Annotated in this window: 23 protein-coding genes; 12 read left to right on the forward strand and 11 right to left on the reverse strand. The window is 66.1% G+C overall.

Annotation, left to right across the window (positions count from 1 at the left end):
* Positions 1 to 1,122: a transglutaminase-like domain-containing protein gene (locus tag AC1RKI_RS23760; RefSeq protein WP_492797800.1), complete on the forward strand. Its 1,122-nt coding sequence runs from the start codon at positions 1 to 3 to the stop codon at positions 1,120 to 1,122.
* Positions 1,122 to 2,306, forward strand: a complete 1,185-nt coding sequence (selD, locus tag AC1RKI_RS23765; RefSeq protein WP_084003932.1) for a selenide, water dikinase SelD — start codon at positions 1,122 to 1,124, stop codon at positions 2,304 to 2,306. Before AC1RKI_RS23760 ends, selD begins: the two co-directional genes overlap by 1 nt.
* Positions 2,307 to 2,315: 9 nt before the next feature.
* On the opposite strand, the gene AC1RKI_RS23770 is transcribed toward selD, so the two are convergent.
* Positions 2,316 to 3,074, reverse strand: coding sequence for a 2OG-Fe(II) oxygenase (locus AC1RKI_RS23770; RefSeq protein ID WP_492797798.1), 759 nt, complete (start codon positions 3,072 to 3,074; stop codon positions 2,316 to 2,318).
* A gap of 475 nt (positions 3,075 to 3,549) precedes the next feature.
* Between AC1RKI_RS23770 and fur the strand changes: the two genes are divergently transcribed.
* Positions 3,550 to 4,017, forward strand: coding sequence for a ferric iron uptake transcriptional regulator (gene fur / locus AC1RKI_RS23775; RefSeq protein ID WP_061955711.1), 468 nt, complete (start codon positions 3,550 to 3,552; stop codon positions 4,015 to 4,017).
* Between the two features lie 107 nt (positions 4,018 to 4,124).
* A complete protein-coding gene (locus AC1RKI_RS23780; protein WP_061955709.1) occupies positions 4,125 to 4,466 on the forward strand; it encodes a hypothetical protein in 342 nt (113 codons plus the stop codon).
* A 44-nt stretch (positions 4,467 to 4,510) separates the two neighbouring features.
* On the opposite strand, the gene AC1RKI_RS23785 is transcribed toward AC1RKI_RS23780, so the two are convergent.
* Entirely contained in the window at positions 4,511 to 5,422 is a 912-nt protein-coding gene (locus AC1RKI_RS23785; protein ID WP_492797795.1) for a DMT family transporter, read from the reverse strand.
* Between the two features lie 537 nt (positions 5,423 to 5,959).
* Between AC1RKI_RS23785 and AC1RKI_RS23790 the strand changes: the two genes are divergently transcribed.
* Positions 5,960 to 6,298, forward strand: a complete 339-nt coding sequence (locus AC1RKI_RS23790; RefSeq protein ID WP_061955705.1) for a PadR family transcriptional regulator — start codon at positions 5,960 to 5,962, stop codon at positions 6,296 to 6,298.
* Between the two features lie 129 nt (positions 6,299 to 6,427).
* On the opposite strand, the gene AC1RKI_RS23795 is transcribed toward AC1RKI_RS23790, so the two are convergent.
* Positions 6,428 to 9,271 carry a bifunctional diguanylate cyclase/phosphodiesterase gene (locus AC1RKI_RS23795; RefSeq protein WP_492797793.1) on the reverse strand — a complete coding sequence of 948 codons (2,844 nt, stop codon included), beginning with the start codon at positions 9,269 to 9,271 and terminating at the stop codon, positions 6,428 to 6,430.
* Between the two features lie 287 nt (positions 9,272 to 9,558).
* On the opposite strand from AC1RKI_RS23795, the gene AC1RKI_RS23800 reads away from it, so the two are divergent.
* On the forward strand, positions 9,559 to 11,556 hold the full coding sequence (locus AC1RKI_RS23800; protein ID WP_150979687.1) for a sensor domain-containing diguanylate cyclase: 1,998 nt from the start codon (positions 9,559 to 9,561) through the stop codon (positions 11,554 to 11,556).
* 122 nt (positions 11,557 to 11,678) lie between these two features.
* Here the strand turns inward: AC1RKI_RS23800 and AC1RKI_RS23805 are convergent, their stop codons facing one another.
* Positions 11,679 to 12,050 (reverse strand): hypothetical protein, encoded by a 372-nt coding sequence (locus AC1RKI_RS23805; protein WP_061955701.1) that lies wholly within the window; start codon positions 12,048 to 12,050, stop codon positions 11,679 to 11,681.
* A gap of 275 nt (positions 12,051 to 12,325) precedes the next feature.
* Here AC1RKI_RS23805 and AC1RKI_RS23810 point away from each other — a divergent pair, with 275 nt between their 5' ends.
* Both AC1RKI_RS23810 and fumC read left to right on the forward strand, forming a co-directional pair.
* The gene (locus AC1RKI_RS23810; protein ID WP_061955699.1) at positions 12,326 to 12,676 is read left to right on the forward strand and encodes a four-helix bundle copper-binding protein; all 351 of its coding nucleotides are present in this window, start codon (positions 12,326 to 12,328) and stop codon (positions 12,674 to 12,676) included.
* A gap of 215 nt (positions 12,677 to 12,891) precedes the next feature.
* A complete protein-coding gene (fumC, locus tag AC1RKI_RS23815; RefSeq protein WP_061955697.1) occupies positions 12,892 to 14,295 on the forward strand; it encodes a class II fumarate hydratase in 1,404 nt (467 codons plus the stop codon).
* An 86-nt stretch (positions 14,296 to 14,381) separates the two neighbouring features.
* On the opposite strand, the gene AC1RKI_RS23820 is transcribed toward fumC, so the two are convergent.
* Complete coding sequence (locus tag AC1RKI_RS23820; protein ID WP_061955694.1) at positions 14,382 to 14,696, reverse strand: DMT family transporter; 315 nt, start codon at positions 14,694 to 14,696, stop codon at positions 14,382 to 14,384.
* A gap of 646 nt (positions 14,697 to 15,342) precedes the next feature.
* Here AC1RKI_RS23820 and AC1RKI_RS23825 point away from each other — a divergent pair.
* Positions 15,343 to 16,419: a porin gene (locus AC1RKI_RS23825; RefSeq protein ID WP_244788448.1), complete on the forward strand. Its 1,077-nt coding sequence runs from the start codon at positions 15,343 to 15,345 to the stop codon at positions 16,417 to 16,419.
* Positions 16,420 to 16,437: 18 nt separating this feature from the next.
* Here the strand turns inward: AC1RKI_RS23825 and AC1RKI_RS23830 are convergent, their stop codons facing one another.
* Positions 16,438 to 17,088: a DsbA family oxidoreductase gene (locus AC1RKI_RS23830; RefSeq protein ID WP_244788449.1), complete on the reverse strand. Its 651-nt coding sequence runs from the start codon at positions 17,086 to 17,088 to the stop codon at positions 16,438 to 16,440.
* Between the two features lie 194 nt (positions 17,089 to 17,282).
* Here AC1RKI_RS23830 and AC1RKI_RS23835 point away from each other — a divergent pair, with 194 nt between their 5' ends.
* Positions 17,283 to 17,477 (forward strand): DUF1059 domain-containing protein, encoded by a 195-nt coding sequence (locus AC1RKI_RS23835; RefSeq protein WP_492797788.1) that lies wholly within the window; start codon positions 17,283 to 17,285, stop codon positions 17,475 to 17,477.
* Positions 17,478 to 17,590: 113 nt separating this feature from the next.
* Here AC1RKI_RS23835 and cyoD read toward each other — a convergent pair whose 3' ends face one another.
* Genes cyoD through cyoA form a run of 4 tightly spaced genes read right to left on the reverse strand, consistent with a single transcriptional unit; the run spans position 17,591 to position 21,595 of the window.
* The gene (gene cyoD, locus AC1RKI_RS23840; RefSeq protein ID WP_061955684.1) at positions 17,591 to 17,956 is read right to left on the reverse strand and encodes a cytochrome o ubiquinol oxidase subunit IV; all 366 of its coding nucleotides are present in this window, start codon (positions 17,954 to 17,956) and stop codon (positions 17,591 to 17,593) included.
* Positions 17,953 to 18,630, reverse strand: a complete 678-nt coding sequence (gene cyoC, locus AC1RKI_RS23845; protein ID WP_492797786.1) for a cytochrome o ubiquinol oxidase subunit III — start codon at positions 18,628 to 18,630, stop codon at positions 17,953 to 17,955. The genes cyoD and cyoC overlap by 4 nt, the downstream gene beginning before the upstream one ends.
* Positions 18,631 to 18,632: 2 nt before the next feature.
* Positions 18,633 to 20,609, reverse strand: a complete 1,977-nt coding sequence (cyoB, locus tag AC1RKI_RS23850; protein WP_492797784.1) for a cytochrome o ubiquinol oxidase subunit I — start codon at positions 20,607 to 20,609, stop codon at positions 18,633 to 18,635.
* A 5-nt stretch (positions 20,610 to 20,614) separates the two neighbouring features.
* On the reverse strand, positions 20,615 to 21,595 hold the full coding sequence (gene cyoA / locus AC1RKI_RS23855; RefSeq protein WP_492797782.1) for a ubiquinol oxidase subunit II: 981 nt from the start codon (positions 21,593 to 21,595) through the stop codon (positions 20,615 to 20,617).
* Between the two features lie 197 nt (positions 21,596 to 21,792).
* On the opposite strand from cyoA, the gene AC1RKI_RS23860 reads away from it, so the two are divergent.
* Positions 21,793 to 23,112, forward strand: coding sequence for an aminotransferase-like domain-containing protein (locus AC1RKI_RS23860; protein WP_492797820.1), 1,320 nt, complete (start codon positions 21,793 to 21,795; stop codon positions 23,110 to 23,112).
* A gap of 32 nt (positions 23,113 to 23,144) precedes the next feature.
* Here the strand turns inward: AC1RKI_RS23860 and AC1RKI_RS23865 are convergent, their stop codons facing one another.
* Positions 23,145 to 24,938 (reverse strand): OPT/YSL family transporter, encoded by a 1,794-nt coding sequence (locus AC1RKI_RS23865; protein ID WP_492797780.1) that lies wholly within the window; start codon positions 24,936 to 24,938, stop codon positions 23,145 to 23,147.
* A gap of 500 nt (positions 24,939 to 25,438) precedes the next feature.
* On the opposite strand from AC1RKI_RS23865, the gene AC1RKI_RS23870 reads away from it, so the two are divergent.
* The gene (locus AC1RKI_RS23870) at positions 25,439 to 26,374 is read left to right on the forward strand and encodes a 2-hydroxyacid dehydrogenase (protein ID WP_227460561.1); all 936 of its coding nucleotides are present in this window, start codon (positions 25,439 to 25,441) and stop codon (positions 26,372 to 26,374) included.
* Positions 26,375 to 26,431: the final 57 nt, after the last annotated feature.

The following is a 26,431-nucleotide window of genomic DNA, read 5'->3' on the forward strand; positions in this document are numbered from 1 at the left end:
ATGGACAGACGCGCGTTTCTGCGGCTCGGCGCCGCGGTCCCGGTTTCCATTGGCGCGGGCGGCATTGCCCCGGCATTTTCCACAACCCCCTCGGCTGAGGCCATTTCCGCGACCGACGGCTGGCGCACCTACGAGCTGACCACAGAGGTGATGCTGCCGGCGTCATCCGCGCCCGCCACGGTCTGGCTGCCACTCACGGCGCCTCATCTTGGCGACTATCAGCGCACGCTTTCCACCGACTGGCAGGCCCCGGGCGCAAACGCCCGCGCCGTGCGCGCGTCCGCCTTCGACGTGAACATGGTGGTGGTCGAATGGCCCACGCCCACCTATGGCGCGCCTTTGACCGCGCGGCTGGCCAGCACGGTGGCGCTGCGCGACCGCGATGTCGATCTCGGCGCAGCCAAGCCGGGCCGTGCGCCGCGCGAAAACGCCGCCGCGCTGCGCCGCTATCTGCAGCCGACGCGCTGGATGCCCACCGACGGCATCGTGCGCGACACCGCGCGGGCGATCACCGCGGGCATGACCGACGACATGACGCGCGCGCAGGCCATCTACCAATGGGTGGTCGATCACACGTGCCGCGACGCCAGCGTACGCGGCTGCGGCACCGGCGACGTGGTGACGATGCTGAAGACCGGCGGCATCATGAACGGCAAGTGCGCCGACATCAATGCGCTGTTCGTGGCGCTGACGCGCGCGGTCGGCATCCCGGCCCGCGACGCCTACGGCGTGCGCGTCGACGATTCCTCGCTGGGCTTCCGCGCGCTTGGCAAATCGGGCGATATCTCGCGCGCGCAGCACTGCCGCGCCGAGTTCTATGCGGCCGGCCTGGGCTGGATTCCGGCCGATCCCGCCGACGTGCGCAAGGTGGCGCTTGAGGAAGCGCCGGGCGGGCTGCCCATGACGGACGCCAAGGTGCGCGCCGCGCGCGCCATGTTGTTCGGCGCGTGGGAAGGCAACTGGGTCGCCTACAACCACGGGCACGATGTGCGGCTGCCCGGCAGCGGCATGGCGCCCCTGCCGTTCCTGATGTATCCCAACGGCAAGGTGGCGGGCGGCACGCTGGACAGCCTGGATCCGGCGGCGTTCGGCTATCGTATCACTTCGCGCAGGGTGGCTTGATGAGGGAACTGACCGTGCAGGCTGGCAACTGGAATACCGACGGAACCGGCGCGTCCGGCGCTGGGGGCGCCCAGCTGGACCCTCACGAATCCGGAAGCCGCGGCGGCGAGGCGCGGCTGACGTCGCTGGCCCATGGCGGCGGCTGCGGCTGCAAGATCGCGCCCGACGTGCTGCGCGATATCCTGCGCAACACCCGCCATTTCCCCACGCCGCCCGAATTGCTGGTGGGCATCGAGACCAGCGACGACGCCGCAGTCTATCGGCTCAGCGACACGCAGGCGCTGGTGGCCACCACGGATTTCTTCATGCCCGTGGTGGACGATCCCTTCGATTTCGGCCGTATCGCGGCCACCAACGCCATCTCGGATATCTACGCCATGGGCGGCACGCCGATCATGGCGCTGGCGCTGGTCGGCATGCCGATAGACATGCTGTCGCCGCACACCATCGGCAGGATTCTCGAAGGCGGCGAATCGATTTGCGCGCAGGCCGGCATCCCCGTAGCCGGCGGCCATTCGATCGATTCGGTCGAGCCCATCTACGGCCTGGTGGTGATGGGGCTGGTCCATCCAGACCACATCAAGCGCAATCGCAACGCCCAAGCAGGGGACGTGCTGATCCTCGGCAAGCCGCTCGGCGTAGGCGTCTATTCGTCGGCCATCAAGAAGGATCTGCTGGATGACTACGGCTACCGGCAGATGATCGACAGCACCACGCGACTCAACACGCCAGGCAAGCGCTTCGCGGAGATGGATGGCGTGCACGCGATGACCGACGTAACCGGCTTCGGCCTGCTTGGGCATCTGCTGGAACTGTGCCGCGGCAGCGAGCTGGGCGCGACTGTCGATATTGCGCGCGTGCCGCTGCTGCCAGGCGTGTCGGCGCTGGCGGAAAACGGCGCGGTCACCGGCGCATCACGGCGCAACTGGGCCGCCTATGGGCACGACGTCGCGCTCGACGCCGGCGTCACGCCCGTGCACCAGGCGCTGCTGACCGATCCGCAAACCAGCGGCGGGCTGCTGGTGGCCTGCGCGCCCGATGCGGTGGACGCGGTGCTGGGCGTGTTCCGTGCCGAGGGCTTCGGGCACGCAGCGGTGGTGGGCCAGATGCATGAAGGTCCGACGACCGTGCGAGTGCGCGCGGAGGATCGGCGGCCTTACGGGACGGCGCTGTCGGAACCCTAGGCGGGCGCCCTACGCGGCGTCGTGAAAGATGATGCCGAGCGTGTGGCGCTGGCCGCTGCGCAGGCGGCTCACGCCGTGCCGCAGGTTGACGCGATACACGCCCCGCCCGCCCTGCACCGGCCGCTGGCTGACCGCAAACGCCACCGCGTCGCCTTTGCGCAGCGGCACCACTTCCGCCCGCGACTGCATACGCGGACGCTGCTCGGTCATCACGAATTCCCCGCCAGTGAAATCCTTGCCTGGATCGGATAACAGGACCGCCACCTGCAACGGAAACACATGCGCGCCGTACAGATCCTGATGCAGGCAGTTGAAATCGCCGGTCTCGTAGCGCAGCAGCAGCGGCGTCGGGCGACGCTGTCCGGCGCGATGGCAGCGCGCGAGGTAATCCGCATGGCGCTGCGGATAGTCGCTTTCGATCCCCATCGCGGCATGCCAGCGATTGGCGACCGGCGCCAGATGCGGGTATAGCGCGTCGCGCAACTGGCCGACCACATCGGGCAACGGGTAGGCGAAATACTTGTACTCGCCTCGACCAAAGCCATGGCGGTGCATGTCGATGCGGGCGCGGAACAGGGTGTCTTGCGCGTAGAGCGCGATCAGCGCGTCGCAGGTCGTCGCATCGACCAGGCCCGGGAGGGCAGCGCAGCCGTAGGCATCGAGCTCTGCCTCGATCGCTGGCCAGTCGAGTCGATCGACACATGCGGCGACGTCGTCCCGCACCAGTGCCGATGGCTCGACGGGGTTCGTGTTCGTGTTCGTACTCAAAGCCACTCCTTTCGACTCAGTGAAAAAATCTCTTGAAATGAGATTAATTCCCATTTACACTGGCTTCACTGTCTGACGCACGGCAACGCCGAAACCGGACAGGAACCGATTACCAGGTGCTGTTGGCATGGAAAGTCAGTCTTCACCAACATCATCGAAAACCGTCTTTTGTGGGGACCGCTCCGAGACACGGAGCGTTTGGTAGTAGCCAGTCGCAGGAAGATCGGGAAAACATCCAGACCCCGTTTTCCCGCGTCATCCAGCGACAAGCCAGGCCACCTTTTTATTCCGCGCACTGTGAAGAACAGTGCGCCGCCCGGGCCGGCGCGGTTCGACCGGTCCGGGCGCTTCCGCCTGATTCCGCCATGTGCCGGCGGACGCGCGATCCGGCCCAGAGCGCCGATACCGCGCGCGTCGCGCCGGATCCACCGATTGGAGTATTAACCGCGTGCCCGTAGCGGACGCGAGCTTGCGCATGACTACTTCCACCGTGAATTCCAAAGCCGTTCCACTGAAGCGCGCGGGTCTGAAGGCCACCTCACCGCGCATGCACGTGCTGGAAGTGTTCCGCAGCAGCCATCGCCGCCACCTGAGCGCGGAAGACGTGTATCGCGTGCTGCTCGATCTCGATGTCGAGGCAGGCCTGTCGACGGTGTATCGCGTGCTGAATCAGCTGGTGCAGGCCAACATCCTGTTGCGCCACAGCTTCGAGTCGGACCACGCGGTTTTCGAACTGAACGAGGGCGGCCACCATGACCATCTGATCTGCGTTGGCTGCGGCGTGGTCGAGGAATTCCGCGACGAAAGCATCGAGCAACGCCAGCGGCAGGTGGCGGCGCAGAACGATTTCGAACTGCGCGAGCACATGCTGGTGCTGTACGGGCTCTGCCCCGCCTGCCAGCAGGCCGATGCCGAGACCGCAGCTGGCGTGGTTCACGACTAACGCGCACGTTTCTTACATAAACGCGTGTCCGCGTTACAAAGGCGCGAAATCGGTAATACGCCGTTTGGGTAGAGTGAAGTCATCGCATCTCGCCCACGGTGACTACCATGACCAAGCGCCCACTCCGTCTTTCCCTGTTTCTTGCCGGCGTCGCCACGCTGGCGGCTTCCACCGCAGCCATGGCGCGCGTCGATGTCGATGTGAATCTCGGCGTGCCTGTCGCGCCGGTAGTGGTGGCCCCAGCGCCGGTCTACGTGGCGCCCCGCCCCGTCTATGTTGCGCCGCCGCCCCCGCCGCCCGTGGTGTACCGCGCCGCGCCGCCGGTTTATGTGGCGCCGCCCGCCGTAATCGTCGGCTGGCACGGAGATCGTTATTGGGACGGCCGCCGCTGGTACGACCGCCGCGAATATCACGCGTGGCATCACCATGACGACTACTATCGCCGCTGATGTCGCCCCAGTTTGGACCTACCGATCCCGCTGCCCGCCCGGCGTCATGACCGGGCCACTGCCGCCGCCGCGGCCGGGGCGGCGGGACGCAGCACGAGCCAGACCGCCACGCCGATCAGCAGCATCCCTGCGGCGTGCGCCCACGACAGCGTTTCTCCCAGGAACATCCATCCCCACACGATGCCGAACGGCGGAATCAGAAAGGTGACCGTCAGCGACTTGACCGGCCCCAGATCCGCGATCAGACGGAAATACAGCACATAGGCGATAGCGGTACAGAACATGCCGACGCCGACCATCGCGCTCCATACGCCGAGGTCGGCTGCAGGCAGCGTGTTGTCACGCAGCAGCGCCGCGACGCTGAACGGCAGCAGAAACAGCGTGGCGCCCACCAGGCTGCCGCCCGCCACGAGGCGGTTGTCCAGTCCGCCGCGCGCCGTGATCCAGCGTCGCGTCAAAAATCCGGCCAGCCCGTAACACGAGGTGGCGACCAGGCAGGCCAGCGCGCCAAGCATCACCTCGTGCGAAAACACCACCGGGCCCGTGCGTGTCAGCACGAAAACGCCGGCGAGTCCTATCAGCACGCCCGCAGCCTTGGCCCGCGTGAGTTTCTCTGCAAAGAACAGCGATCCGATGACCACGCCCATCAACGGCGTCATGGCGTTGAAGATGGCGGAATATCCGGCGGGCAGCCACAGCGCCGCCACCGAGTACATCACAAAGGGAATGCCGGAGTTGATGATGCCCAGCACAATGACCGGGCGCCATTTGCCTTGCATGTTCCACTTCAGCCCCATCATCGGCAGGCACGCGGCCAGCGTCAGCGCGCCAATCAGCACACGGAAGAAGGCTGTGGGCAACGGCCCTAGCACGGGCGCAGCAATCCGGATAAACAGGAAGCTGGCGCCCCAGATGGCGGAAAGCGACAGCAGGCGAGTCAGGTCGGCAGGTCTCATGGGGGTGGGAAGTTAGCGATGACGGCAGAGTGCGTAGAACCGTTGCCCAGAGGCGACAAAAGCGCCACATTTCGAGCAAATCGTGCGGGGCAAACACATGAGCCTTGCGACATTACAGCGGTAAAAGCGGCGCATGGCTGGCTGGATTCGGACACATGCCTAGGCGCAGCACGATCTATCCGATATGACGCGAAAACAACGAATATTTGCCCCAAAATGGCGCAAAAGCCATGTCAATTGCACGGGCGCGGCAAGATCGCTTTCGACTCGCTTTCACCCGCACCCTACTGATGGAGGGGGCTTTACCACAGGGCGTGACATCCCGTATTCAGTTCTATTAAAATCTGGTCTGCGCCAGAGTTAATTGACCCCTCCGACGCATTCCCGACAAGCCGCCAGGCAACCCTGGCGGCTTCTTTTTTTCTATCGTCGGAAAAACACGTATCGTAGCGATTGTGCGGCGCTGTGGGGTGAGGCGTTTCGCGCACGTTGCATTCCCGCGTCAACCTTCCGCCCCGGTATTGCGTTCCCAGCCTCATGAAACGACAGTTCCTCGGCTTGCTAGCCCGCGTCTACGTGATGCAATTCGCCATGGAGGTGCCCGCCACCGTGGCCATGCTTGCAGAAATGCTCATCGAATACGGATTCCAGGTGGACATCGGCACCGTGCGGCCGCTGCTGCGCGCCTTGCAGATGGAGGGCTATCTGGAAAGCGTGCTGCGCGATGGCATCGGACGGGTGTACCAGTTGACCGAACAGGGCCGCGAGGAACTGGCGACCAGCCGCTCGCGCATCGATGAACTTTATCGCCGCCTCCACCATTCCGGCGCGACAGCGTCCAGCGCCGCGCCACACACCGCCATCCATAACAGCTGACAAATATTTGAGCGCCCCCGCTCGCGGGAACCCGGCTGCACGCGTGTGCGTCAGCCGGGTTTTCTTTTTGTGGCCGGCCAGTCCCGTCAGGCGTGGCGTACCCGTTTCTGCGTGCGGCTAAGAGAGCCATCAAGCCGCATCGGCAAACCCCTTGCCGCCGATCAGGATCCGCCGCAACGCATCAAGGCCGACCGGCTGACAGAACAAATAGCCCTGCACCGCATCGCACCCCTCGCCACGCAGGAAATCGAACTGCGCCTTCGACTCCACGCCTTCGGCAACGACCTGCAGGTGCAGTTGATGACCGAGCGCGATGATGGCGGCGGCCACCGCGCGGTCGTGCCCCGGCACGGCCAGATCGTCGACAAACGATTTGTCGATCTTGAGCTTGCTGATCGGCAGGCGCGTGAGATAGCCCAGTCCAGAATAGCCGGTGCCGAAGTCGTCGATGGACACGCCCACGCCTAGCTGGCGCACGCGCCGGAACGTTTCCACGGTCTGTTCGCCGCCATCGACGAGGATGCCCTCCGTGACTTCGATGGTCAGGCTGGCAGCGGGCAGTTCCGCCGCCTTCAGGCAGCGCGCCACGGTCTCCGGGAAACTGGCATCGCGCAGCTGCAACGGAGAAATATTGACCGCCACGTCGATATCGCGGCCAAGCTCGCGGCGCAGCGCCTGGATGTCGCTGCACGCGCGCGCCAGCGTCCACGCACCCAGCGCGCCGATCAGCCCCGACTGCTCGGCAATCGGAATGAATTCCGACGGCTGCATCGGGCCGCGCTCGGGCGTCTCCCACGCGATCAGCGCTTCCACGCCGATCACTTGCAGCGTGGCCACATCGACGATGGGCTGGTAGCGCAGCCGGAATTCCTGTTCGGCCAGCGCGCGGCGCAGCAGCGACTCGATCGTGAAGCGCGCCAGCGACGCCTGGGCCATTTCGCTGGCAAAGCGGCGCAGTTGCGCGCGCCCGCCCTGCTTGGCCGCATACATCGCCGAATCGGCCGATTTCATCAGATCGGTCAACGTATCGCCGTCATCTGGAAAGATCGCCATGCCCAGCGACGGCGTCACGCGCAGCGACTGCCCCGCTACTTGCAGATCCTCCGATACGCGCGCGAGGATCTTGGCGGCCGCCAGTTCGGCTTCGCTATCGTGCCGCAGGCCGCCCAGCACCACCGCGAACTCGTCGCCGCCCATGCGGGCCACCACGTCGCGCGGTCGCACCGCGCCGCGGATCCGGTCGGCGATCGTGCGCAGCACGTCGTCACCTACCGGGTGCCCAAGCGATTCGTTGATGTGCTTGAAGTGATCGAGGTCGAGCAGCAGCAGCGCCGCGCGCGCGCCCTGGCGACGCGCCTCGGCCAGCACCGCGCCGGTGCGCGCGTGCAGCTCCGTGCGGTTCGGCAGGCCGGTCAGGGCGTCGTGCTGCGCAAGATGGCGGATGTATTCGTCGACGCGCCGGCGCTCGGTCAGGTCGTGCGCGATGGCCAGGAAGCCGTTTTCCGCGCCGCCGTCGGTCATCGCGGTCAGGGTCAGATGCACCGGCAGGCGCGATCCGCCGCGCCGCAGATAGGTCCACTCGCGATCCTCGGGCACGCCGAGCTTCGGTTTGGCGGTCAGCGCGGGCAAGCCGGCGGCCACGGTATCGCCGAGTTCGTACGACAGCTCGCGCGCGTGGGCGGCCACCTCGTCCTCGTCGTGCAGGTTTGGATACGGCATGCGGCCGACCAACTCGGCCTCGGCGTACCACAGCATGCGCTGGCCAGCGCGATTGATACCGGTGATCATGCCGGCGGCGTCGAAGGTGATCACGCAGAACGGCGCCTGATCGAGCAGGCGCGCGTAGCGCATGCTGGCGGCGGCCGCGGATTGTTCGGCGCGTTCCAGGCTGGCGCGCAAACCCGCCGCCTGTGCGCCGCCCGCATCGCGGGCCAGCCCGGCCTGTCGCCGCGCATCGCGCCGGCCACACGCAAGCCGGTATGCCAGCCATGCCATCAGCAACGTCGCCAGCCCGCCCAGCACCAGCGCCCGCATGCCATAGCGGCCGGCGTGCGCGGTTTCGAACGCGGGCCGCGTGGCCGCGTGCAGCGTCCACGTCTGGCCGCCAAAATCGATACGGCGCTGCGCTTCGATCATCGGCTTGTGCCCGTCGGCGCGCCGTTCCGCCTCGGCGCTCTCGCCCGACAGCAATGCGCCGTCAGAGGCCTGCGCGCCGTCGTAGAGCGTCAGCACCAGTTGCGCCGCCGTGTCGCCCGACACCGCGCGCATCAGGTCGCCCAGCCGCAGCGACACGTAGACCACACCAGCCAGCACGCGGCGGCGCTCGTCGATTGTTGCCACCGGTGCGTCGGCCGGGAATACCGGCACGTAAAGCAGCGCGCCGCGCTGGTATGTCTGGGCTTCCGCCTCGCGCACCAGCGCCAGGCCGTGCGTCAGCACCGGCAGGCCGCTGTCGCGCGCCGATTCCAGCGCCGCGCGGCGCTCCGGATCGCTGAGCAGATCGAATCCTTCGGCGCGCGTGTTGCGTCCGCTCGATGGTTCGACATAGAGGATCGGCGCATAGACCGGACGCGCGCCGGGCGGATAGACCTCGTAATCGGTCACGCCGTCCGCGTGCGCCGCCGCCGTCACCGCCGCCAGGCGCGACGCCGGCACGAGCGGCGCGTAACCGATCGACTGCGTGCCAGCGGGCAGGTCGTCAAGCTGGGCGGAATAGAGATAGTTGCGCCATTGCGCGCGCGTGGTGCCGGGGTTGGCGGCCATCAGCGCCGCCACGCCGCGCAGCAGCCGCGCGTTTTCCTTGAGCCGGTCGGCCAGCGCGTCGGTGGTGCGGTCCAGCAGCGCCGCAACGCTCTTTTCGGCCACCTGGCGCTCCAGCCGGTCCGCCTGACGCCACGCGCCCGCTGTCAGCAACGCGCCGCCCACGGCAACCAGCAGCGACAGCAAGGCGGGGGACAACGAAGGCAATTTCATGAACGAGGGCTGGATGAGCGCGCCCCGATGACGGAGACCTCGCCGTGGGACGCATGTGACGGGCGCACTATAACCCGTCGTTTTACAGCCCGACAGTGCCGGCACGCACACATGACGGCGACGCCGCCGGCAGCGTTGTGCCACCGCTGCTTCGACACGGATTTTGTCGTCGCATCGGTGTTGTCCGGGATGTGTCAAACGCGCGACCCGTGATAGCGTAGCCATGCTGCGCGGGAGTGCCGACCGATACGACGTGCGCTTGCGCCCGCCCTATCCGCCTCGCTTTCATGTCCCGGTTACTGCCATCGCTCAAGGCGCGCATTGCGCTGATCACCACGGTGCTTGCCGCCGTACTCGGCGGCGGCATCGTCATCGGGTCGCTCTATTACGCCCACAACGACCTGCAGGACGCGCTGCAGAACCAGCAGGATTCCATCGTCAAGCTGTCGGCCGATCAACTCGACACGGCCATGGAAGACCGCATCGTGATGCTGCAGCATCTGGCGCCGCAATTGCGCGAGCTGCTGGCGTCGCCGGCCGCCACGCGCGACGAAGCCCAACGCGAGGCACTGCGCCCGCGCCTGCTCGAAACCGTGAGACGCGCGGTGCCGGTGCCGGCCGCGTTTGACGCCGTGATGGTCACTGACCGCCACGGCACGGTGCTGACGATGGGCGGCACGCCGGTGGACGTGGGCGACCGCACCTATTTCCGCGAAGTGGCCCGCACGGGCAACGTGGTGGTGGCCGCACCGATCCGCGCGCGCATCGACGGCTCGATGGGCGCCGTGGTGGCGGTGCCCGTGATGTCCGCGTCGGGCGAATTCATCGGGCTGGTAGGCGGCTGGCTGAACCTGGCCAATTCCAACTTCCTGGTGGAAATGAGCCGCAGCCGGCTCGGTATCACGGGCTTCTATTGCCTGGTTTCGGCCGGCGCCACGCCCGTGTACGTGCAGCATCCCGATCCCGCACAGGCTCACCAGCCCGCGCGCGCCACGGGCGACACCTGCGGCGTGGACGACAGCGCGGCAACGCTGGAATTTCTCACGCCCAAACGGCCCGTGATCGCCCGCCGCCTGATGGCCACTACCGGCTGGGAACTGGTGGCGGTGTTGCCCGCGCGCGAAGCCTACGCGCCGCTGCGGCAGATGCAGCAGCGTTTCGTGATGATGTCCGGCATCGCGCTGGCCGTAGTGGCGCTGCTGATATGGCTGGCGGTGCGCCGTCTGCTGTGGCCGCTGTCGCGATTGCATCAGGTGGTGCGCGCCAGCGCCAGCGACGAGGACGCGTTCGAGAACCTGCCGAAACGGCCGCAGCGCGACGAAATCGGCGACGTCACGCGCGCCTTCATCCGCCTGATGCGCGACGTGCGCCAGCGCGGCCAGCAACTGGCCCGCAGCGAGCGCCGTCTGCGCGCGGTGACCGATACGCTGCCGTCGCTGCTGGCCTTTGTCGACAACGACGAGCGCTACGTGTTCAACAACGTCGCCTACGAGCGCGCATTCGGGCTGCCGCTCGAGCAGATCCGCGGCATGTCGATGCGCGAACTGCTGGGCGAGGAGCGATACCAGCGTGCGCGGCCGCATCTGCAGCAGGCGTTGGCGGGCAGCGTGGTCACCTTCGAAGGCGAATTCCTGTTTCCGCATCATCACTGGATGGAAACCAGCTATCGACCCGAATGGAGCGAGGACGGCAAGCAGGTCGTCGGCGTGCACATCCACGTGCAGGACATCACGCAGCGCAAGCTGGAGACGTTGCGGCTGTCACGCATGTCGCGCACCGATCACCTCACGCAGCTGGAAAACCGCAGCGCCTTCGAAGCGCATCTGCAAGGCGCGATGGCCGACAGCCGCAATCAGAATCATCTGATGGCGCTGCTGTTTCTGGACATGGATCGCTTCAAAGCCGTCAACGATAGTCACGGCCACGCCACCGGCGACTTGCTGCTACAGGCATTTGCATTGCGGCTACGCCGCTGCGTGCGGGAGGCGGACCATGTGGCACGCCTGGGCGGCGACGAATTCGCGGTGATCCTGGCCGATATCGGCTCGCCCGCCACTGCGCAGCGCGTTGCGGAAGCCATTCTGGAATCGGTCAGCCGGCGTTTCTATTTCGATGGCGTGCTGGCCGATGTCAACGTCAGTATCGGCGTGGCGCTGTATCGCGGCGCACCGATGACCGAGGAGGCGCTGATGCGGATGGCCGACACGCTGCTGTATCGCGCCAAGGCGCTCGGGCGCGGTCGTTACGAGATGGGCCCGGCCGAGCTGGCGCACGTCGACGCGTGACCGACGCGCGGACCATCGAATGGGCCGTGGGGGGACTTTCGGCGCTGAAAGCGGGGCCGAAATCACGCGCGCGACCGCGTTCACTTACGCGAACGTGCCGCGCCGCGTGGCGATGCGAGCGGTCAGTGACGCGTGGACTGGTCGGACGCGTCCGACGCCTGCGGGGCCGCCTCGTCGAACGGCACATGCCTGCCGTCGGCCGATTGATAGCCGAGCTTGGCGTTCTCGCCCATCATCCTCTCGTAGGCCAGCATCGCTTCCGCGACGGCCTTCGATTCGCCCTTGAACACCACAACGTCATTGCCACAGTTAGGGCACTGGCCGCCAAACACGGCGTCGATGCCGCGCAGGCCCGGCGCTGGAATCGCATCGAAATTGGTGAAAGCCGTCTTGCACGATCCGCAGACCAGTTGTGCCGGACGCAGCGCGTCGACCCGTGCCTGCGCCTGTTGCGCACGCTCTTCCGGCGTGCCCCGTCGTTTTGCCTCACCCATGATTCTGTCCTTTCGTGCCGCTTGATTCGGCCAACTTGCTGCGTTTTGCGCGGTACTGCGTGGATCCGGCCATTTTGCTGCCTGTGCAGCCGCTCTGGGGTCCAACGCGCGCCAGGCAGAGGCGGCCATTGTAGAACAGTCTGACCGCCGCGCTCGTCATGACCGCGCCGCGCCGTTGCCCGGCATGTTCGCCATGTGCCTGCTATTGTGGATAACGGTTGCCTTGGGTCTTGTCCCACGGGATCGGACCCGCCCACCCCCAAAGGAGGACACCGATGATTCGACCCAACGTGCAGGAAAACTTCTCCCGATACGCCGACTGCATCGCCGCCTGCAACGCTGCGGCGGCGGCCTGCCTGAAGTGCGCTGCCGCGTGCCTGGAAGAACCTGACACAAAGAAGATGGCGCGCTGCATCGCGCTGGACATGGATTGCGCAGGCATCGCCAATCTTGCCGCGTCGTACATGCTGCGCAATAGCGAATTCGCGCCGCTGGTTTGCGAGGACTGCGCCGAAGTGTGCAAATGGTGCAAGGAAGAATGCGAGCGCTACGATCACTGGCACTGCCAGGAATGCGCAAAGGCCTGCGCGGCCTGCATGGAAATGTGCCTGAAAATGACTGCCTGATCGCCAACGGGCCGGGCACTCCGGCCTTCCCCACGCGCCCGGCGCCGCCGGAGCGCGGCTGAACCGGGCAACCGCCGCCGTCCGTGCGCATGCACATGTCGGCGGCAGGGACATTGCCCCGCATGCGACGCCTATGGCACCGGACGGCTATGCTTAGGGTCTGCCCTGATTTCGCAGTGATTCCGCAGTGATCCCTTTGTCGAAGGAGTCCGTCCATGTCCGAGAAGTCGTCCGCCACCCGCATCGAGAAAGACAGCCTGGGAGACGTTGCCGTCCCGGCCGAGCATCTCTGGGGGGCACAGACCGAAAGGTCGCGTCAGAATTTTCGTATCGGCAGCGAGAAAATGCCGCCGTCGCTGATCGAAGCGTTCGCGGTGCTCAAGCTGTGCGCGGCGCGCGCCAACCGCGAACTCGGCGTGCTCAAGCCCGACGTGGCCGATGCCATCGAAAAGGCCGCGGAAGAAGTTATCGCGGGTAAATGGCCGGGCGAGTTTCCGTTGTCGGTCTGGCAAACCGGATCGGGCACGCAGACCAACATGAATCTCAACGAGGTGATCTCGAACCGCGCCATCCAGATGCTGGGCGGCGAGGTGGGTAGCAAGAAGCCCGTGCACCCCAACGATCACGTCAACGCCAGCCAGTCGTCCAACGACAGCTTCCCCACGGCGATGCACATCGCGGCCACGCGCGCAATCCAGCAGACGCTGTTGCCATCGCTGGAAAAGCTGCAGCAGACGTTTGCCAGGAAGGTCGACGCCTTCGCGGATATCGTCAAGGTTGGGCGCACCCATTTGCAGGACGCCGTGCCGCTGACGCTGGGCCAGGAATTTTCCGGCTACATGACGCAGGTGGCGGACGCGCAGTCGCGTCTGCAGCAGGCGATGCTGCGCGCCATGGCGGTGCCCCAGGGCGGCACGGCGGTGGGCACCGGCCTGAACGCGCCGCCCGGATTCGCCGCAGCCTTTGCCCGCGCGCTGGCCGCCTACACCGGGCTGCCGTTCGAACCTGCACCCAACCGCTATGCGCTACAGGCGGCGCACGACGCGCTGGCGGACCTGTCCGGCGCATTGAACACCACCGCGTCGTCGTTCCTGAAGATCGCCCGCGATTTCATGCTGCTGGGCTCCGGCCCGCGCGCTGGTTTTGCCGAACTGCAATTGCCCGCCAACGAGCCCGGTTCGTCGATCATGCCCGGCAAGGTCAATCCAACCCAGGCCGAAGCGCTGGCGATGGTCTGCTGCCGCGTGATCGGCAACCACACCACGGTGACGCTGGCCAACAGTCTTGGCACGCTGGAACTGAATGCCTACAAGCCGGTGATCATCTATAGCGTGCTGCAGTCGGTGACGCTGCTGGCCGACGCCGCATCGAGTTTTGCCGAACACATGGTGGAAGGCGTGGAACCCGATCGCGCGCGCATTCAGGAACTGCTGGAACGTTCGCTGATGTCGGTGACCGCGCTCAACCCGCATATCGGCTACGACAAGGCCGCCGAGATCGCCAAGCTCGCCGTGAAGAAAAACCTGTCGCTGCGCGAGGCCGCGATCGACTCGGGCCACCTCACCAACGAACAGTTCGACCAGTGGATCGACTTCAAGGCGCTGACGAAGGAAATCTGACGGGCTGATAGCGGCGGGCGCCCGCGGGCAGGATCACGCGGGCGCTGCGCCGAGCCGTCGCCGCAGGAGAAGTGACCAGCGGCGCGCTATGACGAGAGCTTCATCATCACCAGGCCGCTGACGATCAGCACGGCCGCAGCGATACGCATCAGGCTGGCGGGCTCGCCCAGGATGAACAGGCCGACGAGAAACGCGCCGACCGCGCCGATGCCGGTCCAGATCGTATAGGCGGTGCCAAGCGGCAGCGTCTTCATCGACAGCGACAACAGCGCGAAGCTGGCGATCATCGCCACCAGCGTGACCGCGCTGTACTGCCATTTCGTGAAGCCATCCGACAGCTTCATCGCATACGCCCATACGATTTCGAGCAGACCTGCAACCACCAGGAATATCCAAGCCATGACGGCTCTCCCTTTAACAAGAGCCGGGCCGTCCCGGACATGAAAAAAACCCAACGGGGGCGAGGTCGTCCTCGGCGCGAATTATAGGTGGTATGCCCACTCATCGCGAAAACGCGCGGCGCGGGTCTTCCTTGGTGCGCGCGGGCCGCGGCCGTACAGGACGGCCACGGCGGCGTCGTTGGCCATCGCGCAAGCAAGGCGTCGGGCGAGGTCTCGACGGTGCGGATCGGCACGTCGAACACGGCAGCCGAGCCCTTGATCGCTCATTTGCGCCGTTTGATCCACTTTTTAGGGGCCCGACGGCGAATGCGGTAAACTGCGCCGTTCCGCCGCGCCGGGTACGGCCGCAAAGTTGCCTTCTCAGGCACTTAGGTCATCGCCACTGTCGAAGTGGGCGCCGGCGGATACGCACCCGGGCCTTGCGCCCACCTTTGGCTTGCCTGCCCGTGTGGCAGCATTCGCCGCCTAGCTTCGACCCTCGATCCAGGCGCTGCGCCGCTTGCCGCGCGCATCCCGGATAACGCCCTGCGTGTCTCGCCCCGAGAACTTCTGCGCAGGACTGGAACCCCTCAGGTACTTGCAGCCTGAACCGACCCTTCCCGGCGCCGTCGCGCGTCGGGCGGATCCGTATTCCGGAGGACAATTTGTGAAGAAACCAGCCAGCCTTTGGCTGATTGCGGCCGCGCTATTGCCGTGCGCCGCCCGCGCCGACGCCGGCGTGACCCTGTATGGCATCGTCAGCACGGCGGTGCGCTATACGTCGAACATTGATGCGCGCCATCACGACCAGCTTGCGCTGGTGTCCGGCGGCATGGTGGGCAGCCGCTTCGGCCTGAAAGGCGACGAAGATCTGGGCGGCGGCAACCACGCCATCTTCCAGCTTGAAAACGGCTTCGGCAGCGACGACGGCCGCACGTCGTACAACGCGTTGTTCGGCCGTCAGGCGTGGGTGGGCCTGTCCGGCAACTGGGGCAGCCTGACCTTCGGCCGCCAGTACAACGCGCTGAACAATATCGGCTGGGCGTTCGATCCGCTCGATCAGGGCTGGGGCAACTTCTGGTCCGATCCGCTCTATATCGGCGGCGACATCTTTTTCCAGGACTACCGCATCGACAACAGCGTGGTCTATCAACGTACGGTGGGGCCGTTTTCCGTACAGCTCGACTACGGCGCCGGCGAACAGCGCGGCAACATGAGTCACGGCACCACGCTGGGCGGCGGCGTGAAGTATCAGCAGGGCGCGCTGGCGCTGGGCGTGGCGTACGACCAGCGCCGCAGCGACGACGGCGCCAGCACGGTGCGCAACTATTCGGTGGGCGGCTCGTACATGATCGGCAAGGCAACCGCTTACCTGGGCCACATGGGCCGGCGCGAATCCGCTGGCGACGCGCGCTACAACATCTCGTTCGTGGGTCTCGGCTATCCGCTCACGCCGGCGCTGCATCTGTCCGGCGCGTACTACCGGTATCGGCAGTCGGGCGACGTGACCACGCAGTTCCAGGACACGCCCGTGCACCTGGGCGGCGGCAACGCCGACAGCGTCGCATTCGTGGCCGACTACGCGTTTTCAAAGCGCACCAGCCTGTATCTGGAAGCGGACGTGGTGCATGCGCGCGGCGGCACGGTCGGACGCGAAACCGAGTACTGGGCGGGCGCGCCGGTGACAGACGTCAGCCGCAGCACGCGCGTTGGCGTGATGGTCGGCATGCGCCATCACTTCTGACGCGCCAGCGCGCGCCGCTCAGGCGCCCTGCGCTTCCTTCGCGATATCGCGGATCGCCTGCTCGAACGCCTCGACCGGCTGGCCGCCGGTTACCAGGTAGCGGTTGTTGAAAATCACCGACGGCACCGACTGGATCCCCATGCTCTGGTACTCGCGCTCTTCGTCGCGCACTTCGTCGGCAAAGGCGTCGCTGTCCAGCACGTTGCGCGCTTCGGCCACATCGAGTCCCACCGATTGCGCGGCTTCCAGCAGCATATCGTGATTGCTCGGGTCCTTGCCCTGGCCGTGATAGGCCGTCAGCAGCGCCTGCTTCAACGGCAGCTGCCGGCCCTGCGTGCCGGCCCACTGCAACAGGCGATGCGCGTCGAACGTGTTGTAGACAAAGTCGCGCGGACCGAAGGTGAATCCCACGCTGGCGCCACGCTCGCGGATCATGGCCTGCGTCTCTGCAATCTGCGCAGGCGTGCGGCCATACTTCTTGCCCAGGTAATCGACGATGGCCTCGCCCTCGGGGCCCATCTGCGGATTGAGCTCGAACGGATGCATCACCACTTCGGCCTCCACCACGTCGCGCGTGCGCTCGAGCGCCTGCATCAGCGACGACAAACCAATGGCGCACCATGGGCAGGCGATATCCGAAACGAAATCGATCTTGAGTGACTGGGGCATGACTTTTTCCTGTTGTGCCGGGTTCGTAGGCAGACGCGACAGGGTAGCCGGAAATATCGATGCTTGCAGAGCCCGCGCGCATCCCACGCAAGCGGAATTCGCATGTGGTACGCGCCACGCCACGGCTACGGCAGCCGCAGACGCCGCCCTATACTGGTTTGGGCGCGACAATCCGCTCGCGCCGGGAGACAGCCATGGCACGCCAATATATCGATTGCCGCGAATTTCCGAGCGATACACATTGCACGGTGGCGCTGAGCGCCGATAGCGAAAAAGAGCTGCTCGAAGCGGCCGTGCAGCACGCGGTTCAGGTGCATGCCCATCAGGACACGCCAGAGCTGCGTGCCCAACTCAAGGCATGTTTCAAGGAAGGCACGCCGTCAGCGTGAAAGCGCGACGCGCAAAAAAAAGCAGGCCCGCGCGGGGGTGCGCGGCCTGCCGACAAATCCGGGTCCCAGCCAGGGCCGGATACAGATGCCTGCCGTCGTGCTCCGGCCCCTTGTCAGGGCCGGGCGCCCGCCCCGGCCGGCGCCGACTGCATCGGCATCATGTTCAGGTTGGCGTTGTGCATGACCCAGAGCGATCCCGCCACGACGATGGCGATCAGGAACACCGTGCACAGGAAGATGCCGGTGTTGCCGCGCTGGCCCTTGCGCGGGCCGAGGTGCAGAAAGAACACCAGCTGCACCAGCAATTGCGCGATGCACAGCGCGACGATCAGCGCCAGGCCCGCACGCGCGGGAAGTACCTTGCCCATCACGGCGCCGAACGAGACAAAGGTCAGCAGCAGCGACAGCGCATAGCCAACCAGATGGCTGCGCAGCGTGCCGTGCGCATGGTCATGGGAAGTATGGTGGGTGGTGCTCACAGGAACTCCCTCAGATAGACGATCGTAAAGACGCAGATCCAGACCAGATCGAGGAAATGCCAGAACAGGCTCAGGCACGCGAGGCGGCGGCGCACGATGGCGTCCAGCCCGAACACCTGGATCTGGTTGACCATCACGACGATCCACAGCAATCCGGCGCTCACATGCAGCCCGTGCGTGCCCACCAGCATGAAGAACGCCGACAGATACGCGCTGCGGTTAGGCCCGGCGCCTTCATGGAGCAGCGCGCGGAATTCGTAGATCTCCATGCCGACAAAGGCCGCGCCCAGCGCGAAGGTCAGCACGATCCAGCGAATCACTTCGTAGCGATTGTCCTTGCCCGCCTGCAGCTTGAGCATCGCCACGCCGAACGTGAGGCTGCTGGTCAGCAGCAGCATGGTTTCGCCAAGCACGAAGCGCAGGTCGAACAGCTCGGCGCCACCGGGGCCGCCCGCCGTGTTCTGCGCGAGCACGCCAAAGGTGGCGAACAGCACCGCGAAGATCAGGCAGTCGCTCATCAGATACAGCCAGAAGCCCAGCGTGGTCTGGCTGGCCGCGACGTGCGCATGATCGGCGTGATCGGCGGGATGCGCGACGGCGTCGCGGTGCGCGCCGTGGTCGTCGTGCAGCGGCGCGGTGGACGGTTCCGTCCGCAGTTTCAAAGTCGTCGTCATGATCAGTGGGCGTTCTTCAGTTGCTGCATGCGCGCATGCTCGATGCGCTCCACGACAGCGGCGGGCACGTAGTAATCCACGTCGCGGTCATAGCTGCGCGCGATGAACGTGATGATCATCGCGGCAAGCCCCAGGCCCGCCAGCCACCAGATGTGCCAGACGAATCCGAAGCAGAACGCCAGGCCGAACACGGACACCAGGAAACCCGCCGAGGTATTGCGCGGCATATGGATGTCCTCATAGCGGGCGGGCACCGCGTAGGCGCGGCCCGACTGCTTGTCGTCCCAATGCTGTTCGAGCGACGTGATATGCGGCACCTGCGCGAAGTTGTAGAACGGCGCCGGCGATGCCGTGGACCATTCGAGGCTGCGGCCGTCCCACGGATCGCCAGTCAGGTCGCGATGCTGGTTGCGGTCGCGCACGCTGACAAACAACTGCCAGAGGATGGCCAGGATGCCAAAGCCGATGATCACCGCGCCGACCAGCGCCACGATCAGGTATGGCTGCCATTCCGGATTGTTGTAATGGTTCATGCGGCGCGTCATGCCCTGCAGGCCCAGCGCATACAGCGGCATAAAGGCCAGATAGAAGCCGATCAGCCAGCACCAGAACGCTACCTTTCCCCAGAACTCGTTCAGCGTAAAACCGAACACTTTCGGGAACCAGAACGTCATTGCCGCCAGGCAACCGAACACCACACCGCCGATGATCACGTTGTGGAAGTGGGCGATCAGGAAGAGGCTGTTGTGCAGCACGAAATCGGCTCCGGGCACTGCCAACAGCACGCCGGTCATGCCGCCCACGGCAAACGTGACCATGAAGCCGATGGTCCACAGCGTGGACGAATGAAAGCGGATGCGTCCGCGATACATCGTGAACAGCCAGTTGAACAACTTCACGCCGGTGGGGATCGAGATAATCGACGTCATGATGCCGAAGAACGCATTGACGCTGGCGCCGGACCCCATCGTGAAGAAGTGGTGCAGCCATACGAAGAACGACAGCACGCCGATCGACGACGTCGCGTACACCATCGACGTGTAGCCGAACAGTGGCTTGCGCGAGAACGTGGCGATGATCTCCGAGAACGCGCCGAAGCACGGCAGGATCAGCACGTAGACCTCCGGATGGCCCCAGATCCAGATCAGGTTCACGTACATCATGGCGTTGCCGCCAAGTTCGCTGGTGAAGAAATGCATGTCCAGATAGCGATCCGCGGTCAGCAGCGCCAGCGTGGCGGTCAGCACCGGAAAGATCGCCACGATCAGGATATTGGTGATCAGCGCCGTCCACGTGAACACCGGCATCTTCATCAGATTCAGCCCCGGCGCGCGCATGCGCAGGATCGTGACGATGAAGTTGATGCCGGTCAGCGTGGTGCCCAGCCCCGATATCTGCAGCGCCCAGATGTAGTAGTCGACGCCCACGGTGGGGCTGTATCCCAGGCCGCTCAGCGGCGGATAGGCGACCCAGCCCGTGGCGGCGAAGTCGCCGACGAACATCGACAGCATGACCAGCACCGCGCCCATTGCCGACATCCAGAAACTGAGCGAGTTGACGAACGGGAACGCCACGTCGCGCGCACCGATCTGCAGCGGCACGATCACGTTCATCAAACCCAGGATGAACGGCGTGGCGACGAAGAAGATCATGATCACGCCATGCGCGGTGAAGATCTGATCGTAGTGATGCGGAGGCAGATAGCCGGCTGCGTCGCCCACGGCGATGGCCTGCTGCGCGCGCATCATGATCGCGTCGGCAAAACCGCGCAGCAGCATGATCAGCGCCATGACGATATACATCACGCCTACGCGCTTGTGGTCGACCGAGCAAATCCACTCTTTCCAGAGATAGGTCCACTTGCCGTAGTACGTGATCGCGCCGAGCAGCGCGGCGCCGCCCAGCATCACCATCGCCAGCGTGCCCATGATGATGGGCTCGTGCAGCGGGATGGCGTCGAGTGAAAGTCTTCCGAACATGATGATTAGCGTTCCAGTGGCTGCGATGCCGGCAGCGGCGGTATGTTGGCGCCCGCGATGGCGCCGAGGGTCACGGGGCTGTCGGCACGACAGATCTCGCCGTTGCTGGCCATGTATTGATCGACCACGCCCTGGAACAGCCGTGGCGACACCTTGCCGTAGAGCGTGACGGGGTCCTTGCTGCTGGGCTGTTCCAGGCGGCGGTATGCCGCGTCGTCGAGCGTGTTGCCCGATGCGCGGGCGCGCGCGATCCACGCATCGAATTCCGCGCGCGAGGTGGCAATGGTCCGGAAATGCATGTCGGAAAAGCCGGCCCCGCTGTAGGCGGCGGAGCGGCCGTCGAACACGCCCGGCTGGTCGGCAATCAGATGCAGCCGCGTCTGCATGCCGCTCATCGCGTAGACCATGCTGCCCAGCCGCGGGATGAACAGCGCGTTCATGGTCGATTCGGCGGTGATGCGGAAGTTGATCGGCGTACCCACCGGAATCGGCAATTCGTTCAGCGACGCCACGCCGTATTGCGGATAGATAAACAGCCACTTCCAGTCCAGCGCCACTACATCGACTTCCAGCGGCGCCACCGTCGATTCGATTGGCCGGAACGGATCGAGCTTGTGCGTGGTGTCCCAGATGATGATGCCGAGCAGCGCCACGATCACGCACGGGATGCCCCACACCACCACTTCGATACGCGTGGAATGCGACCAGCGCGGCGCGTATTCGGCACGCGTGTTGGTCTCGCGATAGCGCCACGCAAACACCAGCGTCAGGATGATCACCGGGATCACCACCAGCAGCATCAGCGCGGTGGCCAGCACGATCAGGTTGCGCGTCTGCACGCCGATCGATCCGCTGGGGTTCAGCAGATCCCACGAGCAGCCGGTCAGGATCAGCGGCGCGGCGGCGTACAGCCACGCGCGCGCGGACCGCGGGGAGAGGGGAAATCGCCGGCGCGCACGACTTTGGCCGGCAGGTTGCTCACGCATATCGAACACCTTGTCTGAGGACCCAGGCATCTACCGGCAGGCACCGGTGTTTGTATGGATTTGCCTGGTTTGCGCGGCATGCTAAGGTAAGACAACATCCATACAAAAAGAGTGAAACCGTGCGTACAAGCAGTCTCGCAGGCGGCTTGAGACCCGTCTGGATCGGCGAATTCGCCAAGGCGGGCGGGCCGCGCTACATGCAGATCGCCGACTTTCTGGAACGTGCGATGGCCGATGGCGGGCTGGCGCCAGGCGATCGGCTGCCGCCGCAGCGCGAACTGGCGGCGCTGCTCGGCGTCGACCTGACCACCGTCACGCGCGCGCTGGCCGAGGCACGGCGGCGCGGGCTGGTGGAGCCGCGCGGATCGCTCGGCACGTTCATCGCCGCACCGTCGTTCGATTTGGCCCCGGCGGTGGACCTGAGCATGAACGTGCCGCCTCCGCCGGACGGCATCGATTTCGGCGACATGCTGCGTCGCGGCCTGACGCAGGTGACGCTGCGCGCCGACGCCAGCCTGCTGATGACCTATCAGCTCGGCGGCGGCACCCAGGCAGACCGGGCGGCTGGCGCAAGCTGGCTGGCGCCGATGCTGGGCGATGTGGCGCACGACCGCGTGGTGGCCAGTCCCGGCGCGCAGTCGGCACTGGCGGCGCTGATGCTGTGCCGCACCGCGCCCGGCGCTTCCATCGCCGCAGAACCGCTGATCTATCCCGGCGTGCCCGCCGCCGCCGCAGAGCTGGGACGTCATGTGGTGACTGTCGAAGTCGACGGCGACGGCATGCGTCCCGACGCGCTCGACGCGGCATGCAGCGAGCGCGGCGTGCAGATGATTTACCTGAATCCAACGCTGCAGAATCCAACCACGCACACCATGCCCGAAGCGCGTCGGCGCGATATCGCGCGCGTCGCCGCGCGCCACGGCGTGCCGATTGTCGAAGACGATCCGTACTGGCTGCTGACCCCTGACGCGCCGCCACCGCTAGCCGCGCTCGCCCCGGCGCAGACGTTCTACATCGCCACATTGTCCAAATGCCTGAGTCCGGGGCTGCGCACCGCCTATGTGGTGGCGCCGGACGCCGAGATGCAGGCGTCGATGCTGGGCGCGTTGCGCGCGATTACGCTGATGGCCGCGCCGGTGGCAACGGCGCTGGCCACGCAATGGATTCGCGATGGATCGGCGGCAGGGCTGCTGGCTGGCATACGCGCCGAGGCGGCCGCACGGCAGCAGATCGCGCGGCAATGGCTGAGTGGCGCGGGTACGCTGGCGCCCTCCGGCATTCACGTATGGCATGCGCTGCCGAGCTATTGGTCGTCGGCGGGATTCGGCCGCGCGGCGCGCGACGAATCGCTGCGCGTCACCGCATCGGACGTGTTCTACGAAGGCGCGGCGCCGCCCAACGCGATCCGCATTTCGCTGGGCGGCGCGGCCGACCGCGCGCAGTTGTCGATGGCACTGAAGAAGCTGTCCGCGCTGCTGGCCCGCAAGCCGCCAAGCGCGTCGATGCCCGTGATTTGAGTGCGCCGCGGCGGGGCGAAACGCGCGCGGGTCTAGCGCACAACCGCCAGCAGCCCCGCGATGCCAAAACCGAGCGCCGCCAGCGCGTCGCCGGCAATCAGTCCGCCGCCCACCAGCGACGTCGTGCTCATGTCGTCGGGCAGCGCGTGCTGGTCAACGCGCGTATCAGCGCCGCGAGCGCGCCCATCGGCCAGCGCACGGGACCGCCACTCGACCACGCTGGCCACCACGCCGCCCGCCGCCATCCACCCCGACGCCGCCAGATTGACGAAGCCGCCAAACGACGACGCATACGGCGAAGGCAGCAGTACCGCATCGAGCAGGAAATCGCACGTCTTGCCGATGCGGCCCTGCGCGGCAAACCGTCGATAACGCGCCGATGCGCGGATCGCCTTGCGCAGGACTTCGGTCACCAGTCCGATGGCCAGCCCGATCCACACGGCCAGCCGCTGGTACGGGCGATCCTCGGTCATGCTGCGCAATGCGCCGACGATCTTGTACGTCATCGCGGATGTCCAGCGCGCCGGTTGCTGGTCGGCGGGCAGCACTGTCTGGTCCAGTCGCAACACCGGATAGGCGTCCATGAACAGCCGTGCGAGCGCCACGGCCAGCACCGCGCCGGCCACGATGCCCATCGCCTGATAGCCGAACTGCACCATCCGGTCCGTGCCCAGACGCCAGCCCGTCGAGCGATCCTGCTGCATGTCGCAGGCCTGGGCAGTGGACACCAGCAGCACCGTCGCAGCGATCAATCCGATCTGCGGCGCGCGCAGTCCCGCGGCGGCCATCAGGATCACGCTCAGCACAAACGCGGAGGAAATCGGATTCTGGTCGACCATGCCGACCGAGATGCCGTTGACCAGCGCGAAGATCAACACCAGCACCACGGCCATGGACTGGTAGCCGACCGGTTGGCCGAACCATGCCACGCCGGCCGCCACCACCGCGACGCCCCACACCACCACCCACGCGACGATCCAGCGCTGCGGCATGCCAGCCGGGCGCGCGGCCGTGCTCAGCCGCGCTCGCCAAGCGCGCGCCAGTAGTAGCGACACGTCGATGGCGGCCGCCCCCATGATCATGCCGAGCGCAAACAGGAAGGTGATCTTGCGATACGGATCGCCGGGCGACAGCCAGCCAATCGAGACAAACCACGGCGTCAGCGCCCAGCCCACCAAACCGCCAACCAGCGCCGCGATACCGATGCGCGCGCCGACGATCATGCCCGCGCCGAACGTCGACGCCGACAAGTCGATGGCGCCCAGCCAGGCCACGCGCGTCGCGCCCACGCCGGCCAGTACACCCAGTCCGACACCGCCAGCCAGCCGCGCAATCGCCCGGCGCAGCAGCACCGGATCGGTCAGCGCGCGCAGGATATTGGCCACCGCCAGCCCGGACGGAAACGTCAGCTGCATGCGATCGACCAGCAGCGGCGTGTACAGCATGCCCACGCCAACCCCGTACATGCCGATGCAGAGCATGTAGCCGACCAGTTGCCAGACCGGCGGCTCCGGCATGCCCATCCAACCCATCGCCTGGATCACCACCACCATGCCGCCCATGCCGGCCACCGACGCGGCGGCGGTCTGGATGTAGTTGGCGCCGTGTCGACCCGCCGCGCCGTAGCCCGCGGTGACCGCCGAGCCAAGAATGCCGGCCAGAACTTGTCCGCCGACAAAGAACCCGAGCGAGAAATTCATGTACGCGGCCGCCACGCAACCGAGCGGACCGAGCACCAGCATGCCCGCCGCGCCAAGCAGCAAGTGGTACTGCCATGTATCGGGCGCGGGCAGCCAGCGGGGCGATTGACGGGTCAGAGTCGACATGAAATGGGCCTGAGGGGATCGAACATGGAAGCCGCGAATTCTGCGGCCGACGACATGCCGCAACGCTGCAAGCGTACCCATTTCTGCGTCATTCACCCATCTCGAATTGCGCGCCATCGCACCGCCGTTCCAAATGGGTGCCGATTGCGCGGCGGTGGCGCATCCGTTTGGGAATAAAGCCGGCTATCCCGCGCGGCGCCTGTCCTTACGCCGCGGCAGCCGGGCGCGACCGGCCGCGATCCGGTCGTCGGCACTCCGCGCGCGGTCCGCTCGACGAAGCACGCCGCAATCGCAGAGCGTCATCGAGCGTACCCGTTTCTGCGTGCGCCGCACGCGCTGTCGAATCAGCCCGGGACGGCGCGTCACGCCCCTGACGCCGGCTTTGATAATCGCCCGGAACATGCAACGCCGTTGCCCGGCGCATGGCGCGGCGGGCATAGAATGTGGCGTCGGCCGCCGGCAAACCCTCCCAACCTGCCTCGCCTCAGTACTGTCACATCATGAAGCCCGCCTTGCTCGTCATGGTTCAGCTCGAACCGGATCACATCGTCCTTATCTCCCACCACTTCGACGTCTTCTATGCGCCCGGACCCGAAGGCCGCGCCATCGAGATCGCCGTGAATGGCAAGAAATTCCGCGCCGTGCTGACCAACGGCACCACCGGCATCACCGCCGCGGAAATCGATGCGATGCCGCAGCTGGAGCTGGTGTGCGCGCTTGGCGCGGGCTACGAGAACATCGACATCGCCGCCTGCAAGGCGCGCGGCATCGCCGTGGGCAATGGCGCCGGCACCAATGACAGTTGTGTGGCGGACCACGCCATGGCGCTGTTGCTGGCGACGGTACGCCGCGTGCCGACGCTCGATCGCGCCACGCGCGACGGCGTCTGGCGCAATACGATCCCGCTGCCGCCCAACGTGTCCGGCAAACGCCTGGGCATCGTCGGGCTGGGCACGATTGGTCGGCGCATCGCGCAGCGGGGGCAAGGCTTCGATCTGGAGATCGGCTATCACAACCGCAAGCCGCGCGCGGACGTGCCGTTTCGCTACTTCCCCGATTTGATGGCGCTGGCCGAATGGGCCGACTACCTCGTCGTGGCCACGCCGGGCGGCGCGCAGACGCGCCATATGGTCGATACCGCCGTGCTGCGCGCGCTGGGGCCGCACGGCTATCTGGTGAATATCGCGCGCGGCAGCGTGGTCAACACGGCCGCGCTGGCCGATGCGCTGCGCGCGGGCGCGTTGGGCGGCGCGGGCCTCGATGTCTACGAAAGCGAACCGGCGCCACCCGTCGAACTGTTCGATTGTCCTAACGTCGTGCTCACGCCGCATGTGGCGGGCTGGTCGCCGGAGGCAGTGCTGGCGTCGGTGAACCAGTTCATCGAGAACGCGCGCCGGCACTTTACCGGCGCCCCACTGGTGGCGCCGGTGCTCTAGGCATGTCCGGCTGTCCCGCCAGGCTGTTCGCTGGGGATCGACTAACAATCGCTAAAG

It is taken from the genome of Cupriavidus sp. GW822-FHT06G04 (assembly GCF_058799075.1).